19 protein-coding genes are annotated in these 19,288 nt (G+C 72.4%); 12 read left to right on the top strand and 7 right to left on the bottom strand.

Annotated elements, in window-relative coordinates:
- Positions 1-56: 56 nt before the first annotated feature.
- Positions 57-1,523: an aminopeptidase P family protein gene (locus tag AB0953_RS00665; protein ID WP_366857159.1), complete on the top strand. Its 1,467-nt coding sequence runs from the start codon at positions 57-59 to the stop codon at positions 1,521-1,523.
- A 128-nt stretch (positions 1,524-1,651) separates the two neighbouring features.
- Here the strand turns inward: AB0953_RS00665 and AB0953_RS00670 are convergent, their stop codons facing one another.
- Positions 1,652-2,191: an ATP-binding protein gene (locus tag AB0953_RS00670; protein WP_366857160.1), complete on the bottom strand. Its 540-nt coding sequence runs from the start codon at positions 2,189-2,191 to the stop codon at positions 1,652-1,654.
- Positions 2,192-2,380: 189 nt separating this feature from the next.
- Here AB0953_RS00670 and AB0953_RS00675 point away from each other — a divergent pair, with 189 nt between their 5' ends.
- From AB0953_RS00675 to AB0953_RS00715, 9 genes are all read left to right on the top strand, one after another.
- The gene (locus AB0953_RS00675; RefSeq protein WP_366857162.1) at positions 2,381-3,190 is read left to right on the top strand and encodes a hypothetical protein; all 810 of its coding nucleotides are present in this window, start codon (positions 2,381-2,383) and stop codon (positions 3,188-3,190) included.
- Positions 3,191-3,293: 103 nt separating this feature from the next.
- Positions 3,294-4,034, top strand: coding sequence for a YcnI family protein (locus AB0953_RS00680; RefSeq protein ID WP_366857163.1), 741 nt, complete (start codon positions 3,294-3,296; stop codon positions 4,032-4,034).
- Positions 4,035-4,177: 143 nt separating this feature from the next.
- Complete coding sequence (locus AB0953_RS00685) at positions 4,178-4,834, top strand: SCO family protein (protein WP_366857164.1); 657 nt, start codon at positions 4,178-4,180, stop codon at positions 4,832-4,834.
- The gene (locus AB0953_RS00690; protein ID WP_366857165.1) at positions 4,831-5,334 is read left to right on the top strand and encodes a copper chaperone PCu(A)C; all 504 of its coding nucleotides are present in this window, start codon (positions 4,831-4,833) and stop codon (positions 5,332-5,334) included. Before AB0953_RS00685 ends, AB0953_RS00690 begins: the two co-directional genes overlap by 4 nt.
- A 22-nt stretch (positions 5,335-5,356) precedes the next feature.
- Positions 5,357-7,420, top strand: coding sequence for a copper resistance protein CopC (locus tag AB0953_RS00695; RefSeq protein ID WP_366857166.1), 2,064 nt, complete (start codon positions 5,357-5,359; stop codon positions 7,418-7,420).
- A 5-nt stretch (positions 7,421-7,425) separates the two neighbouring features.
- Positions 7,426-8,700, top strand: coding sequence for an iron uptake transporter deferrochelatase/peroxidase subunit (efeB, locus tag AB0953_RS00700; RefSeq protein WP_366857167.1), 1,275 nt, complete (start codon positions 7,426-7,428; stop codon positions 8,698-8,700).
- Positions 8,701-8,742: 42 nt separating this feature from the next.
- On the top strand, positions 8,743-9,678 hold the full coding sequence (gene pheA, locus AB0953_RS00705; RefSeq protein ID WP_366857168.1) for a prephenate dehydratase: 936 nt from the start codon (positions 8,743-8,745) through the stop codon (positions 9,676-9,678).
- Between the two features lie 534 nt (positions 9,679-10,212).
- Positions 10,213-11,490, top strand: a complete 1,278-nt coding sequence (serS, locus tag AB0953_RS00710; RefSeq protein WP_366857169.1) for a serine--tRNA ligase — start codon at positions 10,213-10,215, stop codon at positions 11,488-11,490.
- Entirely contained in the window at positions 11,487-12,299 is an 813-nt protein-coding gene (locus AB0953_RS00715) for an HAD family hydrolase (protein ID WP_366857170.1), read from the top strand. The genes serS and AB0953_RS00715 overlap by 4 nt, the downstream gene beginning before the upstream one ends.
- Positions 12,300-12,436: 137 nt before the next feature.
- Here the strand turns inward: AB0953_RS00715 and AB0953_RS00720 are convergent, their stop codons facing one another.
- Positions 12,437-12,997, bottom strand: coding sequence for a hypothetical protein (locus AB0953_RS00720; RefSeq protein WP_366857171.1), 561 nt, complete (start codon positions 12,995-12,997; stop codon positions 12,437-12,439).
- A gap of 162 nt (positions 12,998-13,159) precedes the next feature.
- On the opposite strand from AB0953_RS00720, the gene AB0953_RS00725 reads away from it, so the two are divergent.
- Both AB0953_RS00725 and AB0953_RS00730 read left to right on the top strand, forming a co-directional pair.
- On the top strand, positions 13,160-14,191 hold the full coding sequence (locus AB0953_RS00725; protein ID WP_366857172.1) for a histidine kinase: 1,032 nt from the start codon (positions 13,160-13,162) through the stop codon (positions 14,189-14,191).
- A 10-nt stretch (positions 14,192-14,201) separates the two neighbouring features.
- Positions 14,202-14,858: a response regulator transcription factor gene (locus AB0953_RS00730; RefSeq protein WP_366857174.1), complete on the top strand. Its 657-nt coding sequence runs from the start codon at positions 14,202-14,204 to the stop codon at positions 14,856-14,858.
- 55 nt (positions 14,859-14,913) lie between these two features.
- Here the strand turns inward: AB0953_RS00730 and AB0953_RS00735 are convergent, their stop codons facing one another.
- The 5 genes from AB0953_RS00735 to AB0953_RS00755 form a co-directional block, all read right to left on the bottom strand.
- Entirely contained in the window at positions 14,914-15,564 is a 651-nt protein-coding gene (locus tag AB0953_RS00735) for a rhomboid-like protein (protein WP_366857175.1), read from the bottom strand.
- Positions 15,565-15,648: 84 nt separating this feature from the next.
- The gene (locus AB0953_RS00740) at positions 15,649-16,368 is read right to left on the bottom strand and encodes an ABC transporter permease subunit (protein ID WP_366857176.1); all 720 of its coding nucleotides are present in this window, start codon (positions 16,366-16,368) and stop codon (positions 15,649-15,651) included.
- Between the two features lie 14 nt (positions 16,369-16,382).
- Positions 16,383-17,294, bottom strand: coding sequence for an ABC transporter ATP-binding protein (locus tag AB0953_RS00745; protein WP_366857178.1), 912 nt, complete (start codon positions 17,292-17,294; stop codon positions 16,383-16,385).
- Positions 17,291-18,184 (bottom strand): ABC transporter permease subunit, encoded by an 894-nt coding sequence (locus tag AB0953_RS00750; RefSeq protein ID WP_361903694.1) that lies wholly within the window; start codon positions 18,182-18,184, stop codon positions 17,291-17,293. Before AB0953_RS00750 ends, AB0953_RS00745 begins: the two co-directional genes overlap by 4 nt.
- Positions 18,174-19,145, bottom strand: coding sequence for an ABC transporter ATP-binding protein (locus tag AB0953_RS00755; protein ID WP_366857179.1), 972 nt, complete (start codon positions 19,143-19,145; stop codon positions 18,174-18,176). The genes AB0953_RS00750 and AB0953_RS00755 overlap by 11 nt, the downstream gene beginning before the upstream one ends.
- Between the last annotated feature and the right edge of the window lie 143 nt (positions 19,146-19,288).

Here is a 19,288-nt window from a genome sequence, read left to right on the forward strand (position 1 = left end):
ACATACGATGGACAGGGCCCCTACCCGGTCCTGTCTGTCGTAGCTGAGGAGAAGACGTGGCTGACGAGCTCACCCCGGAGACCCCGGAAGAAGAGCAGCCCAAGGAGACGCACAAGCAGCGCAAGAACGGGCTCTACCCGGGCGTCAGCGACGAACTCGCCGAGAACATGCGCACGGGCTGGGCCGACACCGAGCTGCACGGCCTGGAGCCGATCGCCCAGGCCGGACACACCGCCGCCCGCCGCGCCGCGCTGTCCGCGCGCTTCCCCGGCGAGCGCCTCGTCGTGCCCGCCGGCCGGCTGAAGGTCCGCTCGAACGACACCGAGTACCCCTTCCGCGCCTCCACGGAGTACGCGTACCTGACCGGCGACCAGACCGAGAACGGCGTCCTGGTCCTGGAGCCCTCCGGCGAGAGCGGCCACACCGCGACCGTCTACCTGCTGCCCCGCTCCGACCGCGAGAACGGCGAGTTCTGGCTGTCCGGCCAGGGCGAGCTGTGGGTCGGCCGCCGCCACTCCCTCGCCGAGGCCGAGCAGCTCCTGGGCATCCCCGCCAAGGACGTCCGCGAGCTCGCCGACGCCCTCGCCGAGGCCACCGGCCCGGTCCGCGCCGTCCGCGGCCACGACGCCGTCATCGAGAAGGCCCTGACCGACAAGGTCACCGCCGAGCGGGACGAGGAGCTGCGCGTCTACCTCTCCGAGGCGCGTGCGGTGAAGGACGACTTCGAGATCGGCGAGCTGCAGAAGGCCGTCGACTCCACCGTCCGCGGCTTCGAGGACGTCGTGAAGGTCCTGGACAAGGCCGAGGCCACCTCCGAGCGCTACATCGAGGGCACCTTCTTCCTGCGCGCCCGCGTCGAGGGCAACGACGTCGGCTACGGCTCCATCTGCGCCGCCGGCCCGCACGCCTGCACCCTGCACTGGGTCCGCAACGACGGCCCCGTCCGCTCCGGCGACCTGCTGCTGCTCGACGCCGGCGTGGAGACCCACTCCCTCTACACCGCCGACGTCACCCGCACGCTGCCGATCAACGGCACGTACACCGACATCCAGCGCAAGGTCTACGACGCGGTGTACGAGGCCCAGGAGGCGGGCATCGCCGCGGTGAAGCCGGGCGCGAAGTTCCGCGACTTCCACGACGCCGCCCAGCACGTGCTGGCCGAGAAGCTCGTCGAGTGGGGCCTGCTGGAGGGCCCGGTCGAGCGCGTCCTGGAGCTCGGCCTGCAGCGCCGCTGGACCCTGCACGGCACCGGCCACATGCTCGGCATGGACGTCCACGACTGTGCCGCCGCGCGCACCGAGGCGTACGTCGACGGGACCCTGGAGCCGGGCATGTGCCTGACCGTCGAGCCCGGCCTGTACTTCCAGGCCGACGACCTGACGGTGCCCGAGGAGTACCGCGGCATCGGCGTGCGCATCGAGGACGACATCCTGGTCACCGAGGACGGCAACCGGAACCTGTCGGCCGGTCTGCCCCGCGCCTCGGCCGAGGTCGAGGCCTGGATGGCGCGCCTGAAGGGCTGACCCCCGGGCGGACCGCACCACCCCCGCGACGGGCGGGACCTCGTATGCGCTGCCGTACGCAGGTCCCGCCCGTCGGCGTCTGCGCCGTGGCCGCGCGGCCGCGGCGTCTTCCCGGTGGCCGCGCGGCCCTACGAGACCTTGAGCAGGGCGTCCTCGCGCCACTTGAGGATCTTGTCGAAGCTCACCACGGCGCCGCGGCCCGGCCGGTTGCGGAACCGCACGTGGTCCGCGAGCTCCTCGATCAGCCACATGCCCCGGCCGTGCTCGTGCTCGTCCGGCGCCGCGGCATCCCGGGCGTCGCGGCGTGCCGGCGCCGACAGCGCCGCCGCCGGCGGCCGGTGCCCGGGCTCCGTCTCCGTCTCCGGCCCCGTCTCCGGAAAGCCCGGCCCCGAGTCGGTCACCTCGATCCGGCAGCAGTCCCCGTCCAGGTACGCCGTGACCCGGTAGCCGGACTGCGCCTCCGGGAGCGGCTCGCCGCCGTGGCCGGCGGGCTGCGCGGGCCCGCCGTGCTCCACTGCGTTGGCGCAGGCCTCGCTCAGCGCGACCGACAGCTCGAAGGAGATGTCCGGGTCCACCCCTGCGGTCTCCATCGTTCTCAGCAGCAGCCGCCTGGCGAGCGGCACGCTCGCGGCTTCGCGCCTCAAGTGGAGAGACCACCAGATGCTCATACGGGTACCTATTGCCGCCCGTGGCGCACCGTAAGCCCCCGACCGCCCCGGTAGCCCTCATTCGGCCGATGCGTTCCCTGCGGCGGCCGTGTACGCGTCCGGTCCGGGGCGCGCTCCGGCCGCGCGACCTGACGGCCTTGCGGACCTGCCGTAGGGAGGGCGCGGGCGCAGTGCGATGATGGCCCGGCCATGACTGTCCCCCACACGACGCCCGCCGGAGCCGGTCTCCGGCTGCTCCGGGCCGCGGTGTTCACCGCGGTCTGCGTCGTGCTGTCGGCGGGCGGGCACGCGCTGGCGTCCTGCGCCACCGTGCCCTGGTGGGCCCTCGCCCTCGCCTTCCTGGGCGTCTTCGCCGTCGCCGCCCCGCTCGCGGGCCGGCGGCGCACGCTGCCCGGCATCGCCGCAGGGCTCGCCGCCGGCCAGCTGGGCCTGCACGCGGTCTTCGGCCTCGGCCAGCACGGCGCCGTGGCCGCACAGGCGGGCGCCCCGTCCGACACCTCGCTCGCGGCACTCGCCGCCCAGCTGGTCTGCGGGGGCAACACGGTTCCGCTGACCCCGTCCGACGCCCGCCGGATCCTGGAGGCCGCTGGGCTCGACCCGGCCGCCCTCGCCGCCCAGACCGCGGCCCAGGGACACCTCGGCCACGCCCACGTGGTCCAGGCCTCCGCCGCTCCGGCCACCGGTCTGTTCAGCCCCGGCATGCTCCTCGGCCACCTGCTGGCCGCGCTCGCCGCGGGCTGGCTGCTCGGGCGCGGCGACGCCGCCCTGTTCCGGCTCGTCGAGCTGTCGCGCGGCAGCGCCGCGGTGGACCCGGTCCGCCCGCTGCGCGCCGCGCTGGCCTTCGTACGGGTGCTCGCCGCAGGGCTCGCGGGGGCGCCCGCCCCGGGTCCGCAGGCCCCGCGGACCGCGGCCGAGCCGGCCGCGGACACCGGCAGGGAAGCGCTCCAGCACACGGTGATCCGGCGCGGGCCGCCCGCGGCCCTCGCCCTCGCAGCCTGACGCGGCACCCCTTTCCTCCGGGACACCCGGGGCCCCGGTGCCGCGGAATCCGTGCGCGCCCGCGCGCGGTGCCACCGTCACCCTGCCTCTGGAGTGTTCCGCCATGAAGACCTCGACGACCTCGCGCGTCTCCCTCGCCGCCGCTCTCGCCGCCGGCGCCGTCAGCGCCGTCCTCGTCCTGTCCGGCCCGGCCTTCGCGCACGTCAGCGTGCAGCCCGGCGAGGCCGCCAAGGGCGGCTACGCCACCTTGAACTTCAAGGTCCCCAACGAGCGCGACAACGCGTCGACCACGCAGCTCGAGGTCAACTTCCCGACCGACCAGCCGCTCTCGTCGGTCATGCCGCAGGACGTGCCCGGCTGGACCGTCACGGTCGAGAAGACCAAGCTCGACAAGCCGCTCACCGTGCACGGCAAGCAGATCAACGAGGCCGTCACCAAGGTGACCTGGAGCGGCGGCAAGATCGAGCCGGGCAAGTTCCAGCAGTTCCCCGTCTCCGTCGGCAAGCTGCCGGACAACGCCGACCAGATGGTCTTCAAGGCGATCCAGACGTACGACAACAACGAGGTCGTCCGCTGGATCGAGGAGGCCAAGGAGGGCGCGGCCGAGCCGCAGAACCCGGCGCCGGTGCTGAAGCTGACGGCGGCGAAGGCCGCCGACGGCCACCACGACGATGCCAAGAAGCCGGCCGAGACCGCCGACCACGCCAAGGAAGGCCAGGGCCACGACGAGGCCGCTGCCGGAAGCGGCTCCGACACCACGGCGCGCGCCCTCGGCATCGCCGGCATCGTCGTGGGCCTCGGCGGTCTCGCGTTCGGTATCGCCTCGCGCCGCCGCGCCTCCTGATCCGGCGCCCTCCGGGGCCGTATCCAGAAACATCCGCGCAGCCGGGTCGCCGGCGCGGCCGGAAGCGGGACTCCCGCGTCCGCCGCGCCGCCCTGCCCGGCCGTGCCCCGCACACAACCCCCGATCCCAGGGACATCCTCACCATGCGCACCACACGTGTGACGACGGTCGCCGCCCTCCTCGCGGCGGCCGCGCTCACCCTCACCGCCTGCGGCGGCGAGCCCGCCGCCAAGACGCCCAAGGTCACCCAGCTCACCGGCCAGTCCGCGGCCGGCCGGGCGACCCTCCTGGACCGGCCCTTCGACAAGCCGGAGCTCGTCCTCACGGACACCACGGGCCAGCCGTGGAACCTGCGCGAGCAGACCAAGGGCAAGCCGACGCTCATCTACTTCGGCTACACCAACTGCCCCGACGTGTGCCCGCTGACGATGAGCAACATCGCCGTCGCCAAGAAGGCGCTGCCCAAGGCCGACCAGGACAACCTCCGGGTCGTCTTCGTCACCACCGACCCCGAGCGCGACACCCCCGAGTCCCTCGGTGCCTGGCTCAAGGCCCAGGACCCGTCCTTCATCGGGCTGACAGGGGACTTCCCCACGATCCAGGCCGCCGCGCGCAAGCTCGGCATCGGCATCGACCCCGCCAAGAAGGAGGCCGACGGCAAGGTCGTCTCCATGCACGGTGCCCAGGTCATCGCGTTCTCGCCCAAGACCGACGAGGGCTACGTCCTCTACGGCGAGGGCACGACCGTCGACGACTACACCAAGGACCTGCCGAAGATCGCCAAGGGGGAGAACCCGTGAACCGCCGCACCATCCGCACCCTCGCCGCCGCCCTCTCCGTGACGGCGGCCCTGGCCATATCCGGCTGCTCCTCGGACTCCGGCTCCGGCTCCGACTCCGCCGGCAAGGCGGCAGCGGACAAGCCCAAGCTGACGGTCAGCGGTGCGTTCATGCCCGAACCGGTCAACGACAAGATGGCCGGCGCCTTCCTGGTCATCAAGAACGACTCCGGGACCGCGGACAAGCTCACCGCGGTCACCAGCCCGCTCTCCGACGACCTGCAGATCCATGAGACCAAGGACCAGAAGATGCAGCAGGTCCCGTCCATGGACGTGCCGGCCAACGGCGAGCTGAAGCTGGAGCGCGGCGGCAACCACATCATGTTCATGGGCCTCAAGGACAAGCCGAAGGTCGGCGACAAGGTCACCATCGAGCTGCGCTTCGAGAAGGCCGACCCCGTCAAGGTCGACCTGGACGTGAAGGAACGGACGTACCAGGCCCAGAACACCAACGCCCACTGACGGACCGAGGGACTGACACGCCATGACGGCCACCGCCCCCGCCCCTTCCACAGCCCGCCACCGGGCCGCGGCGATCCTGCCGCGGCTCGCGCTGGTCCTCGCAGCCCTGCTGGCGACCCTGTTCACCGCGGCCGGCCCGGCCGCGGCGCACGCCGCACTCACCGCGAGCGACCCCAAGGAGGGGGCGGTGGTCGCCACGGCCCCCGCCCGGGTGACCCTGTCCTTCTCGGAGCAGGTCGCCATGGGCGACGACTCCATCCGCGTCCTGGACCCCCAGGGCAAGCGGGTGGACACCGGCGAACTGCGGGACATGTGCAGCGGATCCACCGTCCGGTACGGCACCGCCCTGCACTCCGGACTGCCGGACGGCACCTACACCGTCGCCTGGCAGGCCGTCTCCGCCGACAGCCACCCGGTCTCCGGCGCCTTCACCTTCTCCATCGGCGCCCCCTCGGCCACCAGCGTCTCGCTGCCCTCGCGGGAGGCGGGCGGCGGGCCCGTCGGCATCGCGTACGGCATCGCCCGCTACGCCGCCTACGCCGGCTTCGCGGTCCTGGTGGGCGCCTGCGCGTTCGTCCTGCTGTGCTGGCGCCGCGGAGCCGCGCAGCGGCCGCTGCAGAAGCTCGTCCTGCGCGCCTGGGTCACGCTGACCGCCGCCACCCTGGCGATGCTGGTCCTGCGCACCCCGTACACCGGGTCCGGGAAGTTCGCCGACGTGCTCGACCTCACCGGCCTGCGGGCCGTCCTGGAGACCAAGACCGGGGCCTCCCTGGTGTCGCGGCTGCTCCTGCTCGGCGCCGCCGCACTGTTCCTCGCGGTCCTCTTCGGTGCGTACGCACGCCGGCAGGCCGGCGGGACGGACGGGATCGAAGGGATCGACGGGACCGGCGCCGCGGACAGGGGGAAGCGGGCGGAGAAGGACAAGGAGGCGAGCGACCTGCAGTTCGGGCTCGGTATCGGCGGGGCCGTCGTCGCCGGCGGCATCGCCGCGACCTGGGCCCTGTCCGAGCACGCCTCCACCGGCATCCAGCCCGGTGTCGCCATGCCGGTCGACATCCTGCACCTGCTGGCCGTCGCCGCCTGGCTCGGCGGGCTCACCGCGCTGCTCGTCGCCCTCCACAAGGTGCCCTCCCTGGAGCGCGAGGCGGTCCGGCGCTTCTCCCGGGTGGCCTTCACCAGCGTCCTCGTGCTGACCGTCACCGGCCTCTACCAGTCCTGGCGCCAGGTCGGAAGCTGGTCGGCGCTGACGGGCACCGGTTACGGGCGCCTGCTGCTCATCAAGGCCGGGCTCGTGGCCGTCCTCGTCGGCATCGGCTGGGTCTCGCGGAAGTGGACCGCGCGCCTGGCCGAGGCGCCGGCGGTACTGCCCGCCGGGGTGGAAGTGCCGGCCGGCCGTGTTTCTCCCCCGTCCACCGCCGGGAGTGACCCCGGCGAGGCTCCCCGGGCCGATGTTTCACGTGAAACGGCTCGGGCCGCGGACCCGGCCGAAGGCGCCGCCCCGGAGGACCCGAAGCGGGCCGCGCAGCTGGCCCGCCAGCGGGCGGCGCGCGAGAACGCCAGGGAGCGGCAGGCCCGCGACGCGGATCCGAACCGGGCCGGCCTGCGCCGCTCGGTCCTCGCCGAGGCCGCGGTCGCCGTCGTCCTGCTCGCGGTGACCACCGTGCTCACGAGTACCGAACCCGGGCGTACCGCGGAGAAGGAGGCGGGACGCGGCTCGGGCGCGGCTTCCACCGCGGTTCCGGACCGCGCCGTGAAGGTGACCCTGCCGTTCGACACGGGCGGCCCGGCCGGCAAGGGGTCGGTGCGGCTGGAGCTCGACCCTGGCCGGGTCGGCGCCAACACCGTCCACCTCTGGGTCGAGTCCCCCGAGGGCGGGCCGCTCGACGTCCCGGAGATCAAGGTGGCCTTCACCCTGCCCGCCAAGGACATCGGCCCCCTCCCGCTCGTTCCCGAGCGGGCGACGCCGGGACACTGGAGTGCCTCCGGGGTGCAGCTTCCGCTCACCGGGGAATGGCGGATCGACGTGACGGTCCGCACCTCCGACATCGACCAGACCACCGTGCAGAAGACCGTGAAGATCGGCTGACCAGCGTGACCGAGAGCAACACCGACATCGAAATCTCCCGCCGCCGGCTGCTGGGCACCGTCGGCGCCGCAGGCGCCGCCGGACTCGCGCTGGGTGCGACGGGCGGCGCGCTGGTGCAGTCCGCCCTCGCCGACGCCCCGGCCGGATCCTCGGGCAGCCCGGGGAGCCTGGCCTCGGTCGGTGCCGCCCGCGTCGCCTTCCACGGGCAGCACCAGGCCGGCATCACCCAGCCCCTCCAGGCCAAGGGCCATGTCCTCGCCTTCGACCTGGCGCCCGGCGCCGGCCGCAAGGAGGCCGCCGCCCTGATGCGCCGCTGGTCCGAGACGGCCCGCCGGCTGATGGCGGGCGAGACCGCGCCGACGGCGGATTCGGGCATCGCCCTCGATTCCGGGCCCTGCTCGCTCACCATCACCTTCGGGTTCGGTCACTCCTTCTTCGAGCGCACCGGGCTCGTGGACCGCCGCCCGGCGGCGCTGGACCCGCTGCCGGACTTCTCCGCCGACCAGCTCGATCCGCAGCGCAGCAACGGCGACCTGTGGGTGCAGATCGGCGCCGACGACGGCCTCGTCGCCTTTCACGCGCTGCGCGCGCTGCACAAGGACGCGGGGGAGGCCGCCCGGGTCCGCTGGCAGATGAACGGCTTCAACCGCTCTCCCGGTGCCACCGCGTCCCCGATGACCGCCCGCAACCTCATGGGGCAGGTCGACGGCACCGCGAACCCCAAGCCGGCCGACCCCGACTTCGACAAGCGGGTCTTCGTGCCCGCGGCCGGTCCGGGCCCTGCCGCGCACGCGTGGATGGGCGGGGGCTCGTACGCGGTCGTGCGGCGCATCCGGATGCTGCTGGACGCCTGGGACCAGCAGAGCCAGGCCCAGCAGGAACAGGTCATCGGCCGCACCAAGGCGGATGGAGCCCCGCTGACCGGCGGCAGCGAGACCACCGCAATGGACCTCGACAAGCTGGGCCCCGACGGGAAGCCGGTCATCCCGGCCAACGCGCACGCCCGGATCTCCGCGCCCGCGCAGAACGGCGGCGCCGCCATGCTCAGGCGCCCGTTCTCCTTCCACGACGGGATCGGGGCCGACGGCGCTCCCGACGCGGGACTGCTCTTCATCTGCTGGCAGGCCGACCCGCTGCGCGGCTTCGTGCCCGTGCAGCGCAAGCTCGACCGCGGGGACGCCCTGTCGGCGTTCATCCGGCACGAGTCGAGCGGCCTCTACGCGGTGCCGCCCGGCGCGCGCGACGGTGAGTACGTGGGGCAGCGGCTGCTCGAAGGGTGAACAGCACCCCTCGGGCCGGGGCCCCGGCATTAGGCTGATCGCATGTCGGCCACCCGCTTCACGTATCTCGGTCCTGAGGGCACCTTCACCGAGGCCGCCCTTCGCACGCTGCCGGAAGCCGCGACCAGGGAACTCGTCCCGATGGTGTCGGTGGCCTCCGCCCTGGACGCCGTGCGCAACGGGGAGGCGGCGGCCGCCCTGGTGCCGATCGAGAACTCGGTGGAGGGCGGTGTCACCGCCACGCTCGACGAGCTGGCCTCGGGCGAACCGCTGATGATCTACCGCGAGGTGCTGCTGCCGATCGCGTTCGCGCTGCTCGTGCGGCCGGGCACGAAGCTGTCGGACGTCAAGACCGTCACCGGGCATCCGGTGGCCCAGCCTCAGGTGCGCAACTGGCTGCGGGCGAACCTGCCCGACGCCCTGTGGGAGTCGGCCGCGTCGAACGCCGACGGGGCCCGGCTGGTCCAGGAGGGCCGCTTCGACGCCGCCTTCGCCGGGGAGTTCGCGGCGGCCACCTACGGGCTCGTGCCCCTGGTCACGGAGATCCATGACGCGCAGAACGCGGAGACGCGTTTCGTGCTGGTGGGCCGCCCCGCCCGGCCGGCGGCCCCGACGGGTGCCGACAAGACCTCCGTGGTGCTGTGGCTCGGCGACGACCACCCCGGTGCGCTGCTGGAGCTGCTCCAGGAGTTCGCCGTGCGCGGGGTCAACCTGATGCTGATCCAGTCGCGGCCGACCGGGGAGGGCATCGGCAACTACTGCTTTGCGGTGGACGCCGAGGGCCACATCTCCGACCGCCGCGTCAGCGAGGCGCTGATGGGTCTGAAGCGGACCTGTCCCCAGGTCCGGTTCCTGGGCTCCTATCCGAGGGCGGGGGTCACCCGCAGTGAGGTCCGGGCCCCGCGGCCGGGGACGTCGGACGGGGACTTCACGGCTGCTTCGGACTGGCTGACGCGCTGCCTCGACGGCCGGCCGTAGCCGGTCCCGGCGGTTCGCCACTGTCCACAGAGTTATCCACAGGCCGAGATGGGGACCTGTGGACTAGTCGACAGTTCACTCCGGCAAGGTCGACATATCGGTCGGGCCGCCCAGGTTTCGCGCTGTAGAGCGGAAGGTGAACGGCGTCACCCCGGTATCACCGATGAACTCTTTGGGGCGAGGCATTCCCACCCGAATGAGTGGGTGCAACCGGTTTGAACGCCCATTCGCCCCGGCGGGCCGGGGGTCGGGATTGATCTCATTCCGTGTCCACAGATACGGCGCACAGCCTGTGGACAAGTCGATGGTCTGGGCGTTTCCTGTGGACAAGGTGGCCGCGCCGGCCTCGGCCGGGGAGGTCGAGATGCTCGGCTTGTTCCTCTTTTCGGGGAATGGCCGCCCTTTATGGGCCGGTCGACGGGTGCCACTTCCGGCCAGTCGATCAGAGTTTTCCATTCTCGGCAATTAGGACATAGCGACACGCAGCGTGATATCGGTGTGAGTCGGGGAAGCCCAGACCGGTAGCCTGGAGGGGTGATTGACCTTCGGCTGCTCCGTGAAGACCCTGACCGTGTCCGCGCCTCGCAGCGCGCCCGTGGAGAGGACGTCGAACTCGTCGACGCGGTGCTCTCCGCAGACGAGCGCCGCAGGTCCTCCGGCATGCGCTTCGACGAACTGCGCAATGAGCAGAAGTCGCTCGGCAAGCTCATCCCCAAGGCCTCCCCGGAGGAGCGGGCGGAGCTGCTGAAGAAGGCGGAGCAGCTCAAGGCCGACGTCAAGGCCGCCGAGGCCGAGCAGAACGAGGCCGACGAAGCGGCCCGCAACCTGCTCCTCAAGCTCGGCAACGTCGTCCACCCCGACGTGCCGGTCGGCGGCGAAGAGGACTTCACCGTCCTGGAGACGCACGGCACGATCCGCGACTTCGCCGCCGAGGGCTTCGAGCCCAAGGACCACCTGGAACTCGGCGAGGCACTCGGCGCGATCGACGTCGAGCGCGGCGCCAAGGTCTCGGGCTCGCGCTTCTACTACCTGACCGGTGTCGGCGCCCTGCTGGAGCTGGCCCTGGTCAACGCCGCCATCGCGCAGGCCACCGAGGCCGGCTTCATCCCGATGCTCACGCCCGCGCTGGTGCGCCCCCGCGCCATGGAGGGCACCGGCTTCCTCGGCCAGGCCGCGGAGAACGTGTACCACCTGGAGAAGGACGACTACTACCTGGTCGGCACCTCCGAGGTCCCGCTCGCCGCGTACCACATGGACGAGATCATCGACGCGGAGAAGCTGCCGCTGCGCTACGCCGGCTTCTCCCCGTGCTTCCGCCGCGAGGCCGGTACGTACGGCAAGGACACCCGCGGCATCTTCCGCGTCCACCAGTTCGACAAGGTCGAGATGTTCTCGTACGTCGCACCGGAGGACGCCGAGGCCGAGCACGCCCGCCTCCTCGCCTGGGAGAAGCAGTGGCTGACCAGCCTGGAGCTCCCGTTCCAGGTGATCGACGTCGCCACCGGTGACCTCGGTGCCTCCGCCTCGCGCAAGTTCGACTGCGAGGCGTGGATCCCCACCCAGGGCAAGTACCGCGAGCTGACCTCCGCCTCGAACTGCGACGGCTTCCAGGCCCGCCGACTGTCGATCCGCGTCCGCGACGGCAAGAAGACCCAGCCGCTGGCCACGCTGAACGGCACCCTCTGCGCCGTGCCGCGCACCATCGTCGCGATCCTTGAGAACCACCAGCAGGCCGACGGCACCGTGCACGTGCCCCCGGTCCTGCGCCCCTACCTGGGCGGCCGCGAGGTCCTGGAGCCGATCACCAAGTGAGCCCGGCCCCGTTCCCGTACAAGCTCGTCGCGACCGACCTCGACGGCACGCTGCTGCGTGGCGACGACACCGTCTCGGAACGCACCCGTGAGGCGCTCGCCGCGGCCACCGCGGCGGGCGCGGTGCACATCATCGTCACCGGCCGCGCCGTCCCGTGGACCCGAGCCGTCCTCGACGACCTCGGCTACCGGGGCATCGCGGTGTGCGGGCAGGGCGCGCAGGTCTACGACGCGGGGGCGCACCGCCTGCTGACCTCGGTGACCCTGGACCGGCAGCTCGCCGGCCTGGCCCTGGCGAAGCTGGAGGCCGAGGTGGGCCCGCTGGCCCTCGCGGCCAGCCGCGACGGGGTCGACGGCGACGTGCTGCTCGGGCCGGGCTACCGGGTCCAGGGGGGCCTGCCGGCCCGGTACCTGGACGACACCGCGGCCGTGTGGTCGGCTCCCCTGAACAAGCTGTACATCCAGCACCCGGAGTTGGACGACGACGCGCTCGTCAAGGTGGCCCGCGAGACGGTCGGCTCCCTCGTGGACATCGTCATGGCCGGTCCGGGGATAGTGGAGATCCTCCCGCTCGGCCTCACCAAGGCCACGGGCCTGTCCCTGGCCGCACGCCGGCTCGGGGTCAAGGCGGCGGAGACGATCGCCTTCGGCGACATGCCCAACGACATCCCGATGTTCGGCTGGGCGGCGCACGGCGTGGCGATGGCCAACGCCCACGCCGAGCTGAAGGCGGTGGCGGACGAGGTGACGACCTCCAACGAGGAGGACGGCATCGCGGTCGTCCTCGAGCGCCTGCTGGGCGCCGCCTAGCCCGCACGACAGGGAGGGTCCGGGGCAGCCCGCGCCGTACGGCGCGCTCGAAGTGGCTGCCCCGGACCTTTTGTTGCTCCCCGCACGACTCACTCTGCCCCTGGCGGAAGCGCCGTACCAGCGAATTTCGACGCACGTCAGCCGCGGCGCCTGCGCCGCCCGTAGGCGACCGTCAGGACGGCGAGCAGCGGCCCCCACAGCACGAGGGGTGCGTAGCAGAAGCTCATCACCCAGGCCGCGACTCCGGTCGGAGCGTCTGCTGCGGACATCTCCGCGTCCCACGTCCATGCACCCGCGAAGGTGATCGCCGTGACGGCCAGCGCGCCGAGCGAGGCCGGTATGACGGCGGCGAGGGGAGGAACGCTGCGCCCGCCCAGCCAGGGGACCCACTGCGGCAGCACCTCGCCCCAGCGCTGGACCAGGCCGAGGCTGAGCAGGCCGAGGCATTCCGCGAAGAGGCTCAGGCCCACCAGGTAGAGGGATGTGGGGCCGGGGAAATGGTCGACGTGCAGCGGGTTGCCGGGCTTGAAGCCCGACGGGGCCCCGAAGGCGATCGCCACACGCCACAGGCCGCTCGGCACCAGGGTGAGTGCGGCGGCCCTGGCCACCCACACCAGCGGTCGGGTGACGCCCTCGGCCGGATCGGTGCAGGCGCGCCGGGGCGGGACGGGCGTGGCGGCGACGGTGGGCGCGGACATTGTGGACTCCGTTCGGCGGGACGGCCTTTGACGCCTCAAGGCTCGTCCGGTGAAGCTCCGGGGGCCATCCGCCGATCGGCACGCCGGAAGCCTTCCCGGTCGGCACGGCTCTGCCGAACGGCAGATGGCTCCGGCCCGGCCGGGCTTCGTAGGGTCGCGGACATGTCCGTGAAGCTGCGTGCCCGCCTCCTGTACGCCCCGCTGGCCCTCGTCACCGGCGCGCTCTGCCTGGCCTGTTCCCTGGCCGGTGCGCCCGCGGCCTGGCTGCTCACCGGGGCGGTGCTGCTCCTGCCGCTGCTCACGCTGGCGGCCCGGTGGGCTCCTGCGCGCCGGGCGGTGGCCGCGTGTGCCGTGGGTGTGGCCGGGGTCGCGCTGTGGCCGGTGCCGTTCCTGCTCGACGCGAGGGCGGAGTTCTCGTCCGAGGGCGGGTGGGGGCTGTGGCTGGAGCTGGCCGGGGCTGCGGCGTTCTGGTCGCTGCCGGCGCTCGGAGCCGTGGCCGTCGGCTGCTACCTGCGCTTCCAGGCGGCCCGGCTGCGCCACGCGGTCCGTGAGGCCCGGCGGGACCAGCAGCTGGAACTGGCGCGGGACCTGCACGACTTCGTCGCCCACGACGTCAGTGCCATCGTCGTGCAGGCCCAGGCGGCCCGGTTCGTGGCCGACGGCGATCCCGGCCGGGCCCTGCCCGCCCTGGAACGCATCGAGGCGGCGGGCCTGAGTGCCCTGGCCTCGATGGACCGCACGGTGCACGCCCTGCGGGCGGCGGTCGGCGGCCCGACCGCCCCGGCACCCGGCCTGGACGCCCTGCCCGAGCTGGTGGGGCGGTTCGACGGCGCGGTGCTGGAGGCCGGCCCGGGGGCACCCGGGGCGCTCTCGCGGGAGGCGGACGCCGCCGCGTACCGGGTGGCGGTGGAGGCGCTCACGAACGTACGCCGTCACGCGCCCGGGGCCTCGGCGGTGCGGGTCGACCTGCGCCGGGCCGCTGCGGGGACCGAGCTGGCCGTGTCCAACAGCGCGCCCGCGCGGGGGTCCCGCAGCCTGCTGGCCCGCCGGTGGCGGCAGGGCGGGGGCACCGGTCTGGCCGGGCTGCGCGAGCGGGTGGAGGCGGCGGGCGGCAGGCTGGACGCCGGCCCGGACGGTGCCGGCGGATGGCGGGTTCTCGCGGTGTTCCCTGCCGTGGACCGGGACGGCAGGTGATCATGGCGGCGTGACCACACGCATCCTGATAGCCGACGACCAAGAGGACATCCGCAGCGGCTTCCGGCTGATCCTCGATTCACAGCCGGACATGACCGTGGTGGGAGAGGCCGCCGACGGCGAGAGTGCGATCGTGCAGGCGCGTGAGCTGCGACCGGACGTGGTGCTCGCGGACATCCGGATGCCGCGGCTGGACGGACTGGAGGTGACCCGGCGGCTCGCGCCGCAGACCCGGGTCGTGGTGGTGACCACCTTCGACCAGGACGAGTACGTGCAGACGGCACTGCGCCACGGAGCGTGCGGCTTCCTGCTGAAGCGGTCCGGACCCGCCCTGCTGATCGAGGGGGTGCGGGCGGCGATGGCCGGGGACACCCTGATCAGCCCGCAGATCACGGTGCGGCTGCTGAGCCGGCTTGCCCCGGCCGGGCCGGAAGCCTCCCGGGTGCCCGCTGCCTCTCCGCTGACCGGGCGTGAGGTGGAGATCGTGCGGCTCGTGGCGCGCGGGCTGACCAACGCGGAGATCGGCGCCGAGCTGTACATCAGCCCGGGGACGGCGAAGACGCACATCGCGAACGTGCAGGCGAAGGTCGGTGCGCGCAACCGGGTGGGGATCGCCGCGTGGGCGTGGGAGCACGGTGTGGTGCGTGCGGAGGACCGCGGGGTCTAGCCGGCGCCGCGGTGTTTCACGTGAAACACGGTCGGCGCTTCAGGTGGTGCGGCGCTCATGTTTCACGTGAAACAGCGGCGGTGGGCGCAGGCCGGCGTGTGAGCGGCCAGGCGAGCAGGCCGACGGCGAGCGATATGGCGTGCCCGAGATCGGTGAACGTGCTGCCGGCCAGGAGCGGGATGCCGTAGAAGGCGACGGCGCCGGCGAGGTAGAAACACCGCACCGGCCGGGGCAGGTGGTAGGTCAGCACGCCGATGGAGGCGGCCAGGCCGTAGGAGACGCCGACGTCGACGACGTGGACCATGCTGTGCGGCGCGCGGTGGTCCTGGATGGCCGTCAGGACGACCTTCTGGCTGATCAGGGTGGCCGTGATGTGAGCGGTGGCGACGACGGCGAGCCAGCGCAGGGTGCCGAGCCAGCCTTCGACGGGGGCGTGGAAGAGCTCGAAGAGGACGGCGTAAAGGGCGAGCGAGGCGGGGTTCTCGATCCAGAAGGCACTGGAGAGCAGGGCCCGCACGGGGTGCCTGGTGAGCTCGTGGATGTTGCTGCTGTGCCGGTGGAGGAGGACGTGTTCGAGAGGGGTGGGCGCGATCACGACGATGAGGCTGGTGACGGCGATGACGAGCAGCCATATGTGCGTGCCGGGCGAGGAGCGTATCCAGGACCGGACGGGCCTGGACGGCTCGGGCTCGGCGTGCTCGGTCATGCCCCGATGATGCCTCGGACGGCCGTGCCCCGCCCGGCCGGTGGGCCGGGCGGGGCACGGGTCGCGGGACCGGTGCGGCGGGTTCTACTCCTCGCCCGCCAGGGTGAGGCGGCGCAGCTTCTGGCCGGCGTAGAGGGTGGCGCCGACGGTGACCACCGACAGCAGGACCGCGGCGGTGGGCAGTGCGACGGTGGCGTCGACGTAGCCCTCGCCGGCGATCTTCTCGGCCAGGGCCAGGGCCCACTGCTGGACGCTGAGGGTCTTGGCGCCGGAGACGAGGCTGCCGAAGAGCGACTCCCAGATCAGGGCGTAGACGAGGCCGAAGACGACCGCGTGCCGGCTGACCGTGCCCAGCAGCAGGAACAGGGCGCTGTAGGCGATGGAGGCGACCAGCGCGGCGACGGTGTAGGCGACGGCGATCTGCTGGCCGTTGCCGTTGAGGATGAAGCCCGCGATCAGCGTGGGGACGGCGGAGAAGGCCATCGTGACGGCGATCGCGACGGTCAGTTTGGTCAGGATGATCGTCGGCCGCTTCACCGGCTTGGAGAGCAGGTAGACGATCGAGCCGTCGTCGATCTCGGGGCCGATGGCGCCGGTGCCGGCGATGACGCCGATCAGCGGGACCATCGTCGCGAGGGCGAAACCGCCCAGCAGGTCGGCGGCGATCTTGTCGTCCACGCCGGTGAAGACGCGCACGACGGCGGAGATGACGATGAGCAGGGCGGGCAGCGCGAAGAGGATCAGCGCGCGGCGACGGCCGAGCAGGGCGCGGTAGGTGAGCCGGGCCACGGTGGGGTTGTACACGGATGCCAGCTCCTTCAGGCCGCGACGAGGTAGGAGAAGACCGACTCGAGGGACTCGTCGGAGGGCGAGACCGTCAGCAGGCGGATGCCGTGGGCGCGGGCGACCTGCGGCAGCAGCTCGGTGAACCGCCCGAAGTCGACGGCCTGGATGCGCAGGGCGCCTTCCTGGACGTCGACCTCGATGCCTGCGGTGGACGGGTCGGCGATCAGGGCGGCGGCCAGGGCCCGGTCGTCGGAGGAGCGGACCAGGTAGCGGTGCGGGCGGTCCGTCATCAGGCGGCGGATCTTGCGGAAGTCGCCGGAGGCGGCGTGCCGGCCGGCGACGACCACCTCGATGTGGGAGGCGAGCTGTTCGACCTCCTCCAGGATGTGGGAGGAGAACAGGACGGTGCGGCCCTCGTCGCCCATGCGCCGCAGCAGGTCCATGAGCTGCATGCGCTGGCGGGGGTCCATGCCGTTGAACGGCTCGTCCAGGAGCAGCACGGACGGGTCGTGGACCAGCGCGGAGGCCATCTTCACGCGCTGGCGCATGCCCTTGGAGTACGTGGAGATCTTGCGGTCCTGGGCGTACTCCATCTCGACGGTGGCCAGGGCGCGGCGGGCCGCGGCGTCGTCGAGGCCGTGGAGTTCGGCGTTGGCGACGACGAACTCGCGGCCGGTGAGGAAGTCGTACATGGCCTCGCGCTCGGGCACGACTCCGATGTGCCGGTAGGCCTGCTCGTTGCCCCAGATGGCGGCGCCGTCGAGGGTGACGGTGCCGGTCGAGGGTGCGAGGAAGCCGCCCATCATGTTGATGAGGGTGGACTTGCCGGCGCCGTTGGGGCCGAGCAGGCCGGTGACGCCGGGGCCGATGCGCATGGTCACGTCGTTGACGGCGACGACGTTGCCGAACCAGCGGCTGGTGTGGTCGATGTCGATGGTGGTCACAGCCCGGCCTTCCGGTAGCGGGCCATCAGGGCGGCGTAGGAGCCGGCGATGAGGCCGAGGATGACGAGCAGGTAGACGAAGCCGACGCCGGCGGAGGGGCCCTCGCCGCCGGGGAAGGCGGAGGTGGCGCCGAGGAAGGCGGTCTGCATGCCGTCGATCAGGGTGATCGGGGAGAACAGGCCCATCCATTCGATCGGGCCGGTCGATCCCGCGCTGTAGGCGACGCCCTGGACCGCGGTGACCGCGCCGTAGGGGATCAGCAGCAGGGCGATGATGGCGGCGACGCCGAAGCCGCGGCGCGGGGTGAGAGCGGCCATGACCAGGCCGAGGCCGGCGAACAGGACGGAGAGCAGCAGCACGGAGACCAGCCCCTGAGCGAACCCCTTGGTCTGGTCCGCGAAGTCGAACTTCGCCAGCAGCGAGCCGATCCACATGATCAGCAGCGGTGTGGCGGTGAGGATGAACAGGGCCGAGGCCATCGCCGCGTACTTCGCGAGGACGTAGTCGACCCGCTCGATGGGCCGCGAGAAGTACAGCGGCACGGTCTTGAAGCGCAGGTCCCGGGAGACCGACTGGGGTGCCTGGGAGGCGAGGTAGAGGCCGATGACCATCTGGGTGGTCAGGGCGTACGTCGTGTACTTGATCGGCAGGTCGGTGGAGCCGGGCACCGCGATGGCGATGGCGACGATGATCAGCGCGGGGACGCACATCACCGCGAACAGGATCATCGGCAGCACCTTGGACTTCGCGGACCGGCCGAGGCCGTAGGCGCCGCGCAGTGACTGCGAGTACAGCGAGGTGCGGGCGTAGGAGCGGCCGAGCCGTGCCCCGTCGTAGGACCGGTAGCCGATGTTGTGGATCTGAGTGGCCGTGGAGGTGTCAGGCGCCATCGGTGCCGGCTCCCTTCCGCTGGTCGTGGTCGCGGAAGACCTCCGCGATGTGGTGGCGCCGCTGTTCCATGCGGACCAGGCCGAGGCCGAGGGAGGCGACGGTGTCCCGGATGACGTCGTACGTGCTCTCACCGGCGGCCTCCACGAGGAGGATGTGGCCGGCGCCGGGCAGGCCCTGCTCCTCTCCCGCGTGCAGCACGATGTCGGCGGCGGTGAGCGCCCGGCGCAGGGCGGCGGTGCCGTCCGGGTGGGCGTCGGAGTCGGTGACCTCGACCGCGAGGGTGGTGGTCGTCTGCGTGAAGTCGCTGGTGGAGCTGGAGCGCAGCAGCCTGCCGCCGTCCACGACCACGACGTGGTCGCAGGTGCGCTCCAGCTCGCCGAGGAGGTGGGAGGTGACCAGGACGGAGATGCCGAAGTCGGTGTGGACGCGGCGGATCAGACCGAGCATCTCGTCGCGGCCGACGGGGTCGAGGCCGTTGGTGGGCTCGTCGAGCAGGACCAGTTGGGGGTCGTGGACCAGCGCCTGGGCGAGTTTGACGCGCTGCTTCATGCCGGTGGAGTAGCCGCCGATGGGGCGGTACCGCTCCTCGTACAGGCCGACGTGGCGCAGGGTGTCGGCGGTCCGCTCGCGGGCGGCGGCCGGCGGGAGCCCGGACATCCGGGCCATGTGCACGACAAACTCGGTGGCCGAGACGTCGGGGGGCAGGCAGTCGTGCTCGGGCATGTATCCGACGCGCTCGCGGATGGCGCTGCCATGGGTGGCGACGTCGAGTCCGAGTACGGCGGCACGGCCCTCGGTGGCGGGGGACAGTCCCAGCAGGATCTTGATCAGCGTGGACTTGCCGGCTCCATTGGCGCCCACCAGGCCGGTGACACCCGGTCCGATGTCCAGGGTGAGCCGGTCGATGGCGGTCACTCGGGGGTACCGCTTGCTCAGGCTTTCGGTCGCGATGACAGTCACGGCTTCGACGTTAGTGGCGCGTGCCGCCCGGATCGTCAGACCTGGAGCGCGATCCCGTATCAGCCTTCAGGCGTACGGACCCTGACGCGGGTCTGATGCGGACCGGCCGACTTCGTCCACAGGCTGGTGCACGGCCCTTGACG

Origin of the sequence: Streptomyces sp. NPDC046866 (assembly GCF_040704625.1) — a bacterium.
GTDB lineage: Bacteria > Actinomycetota > Actinomycetes > Streptomycetales > Streptomycetaceae > Streptomyces.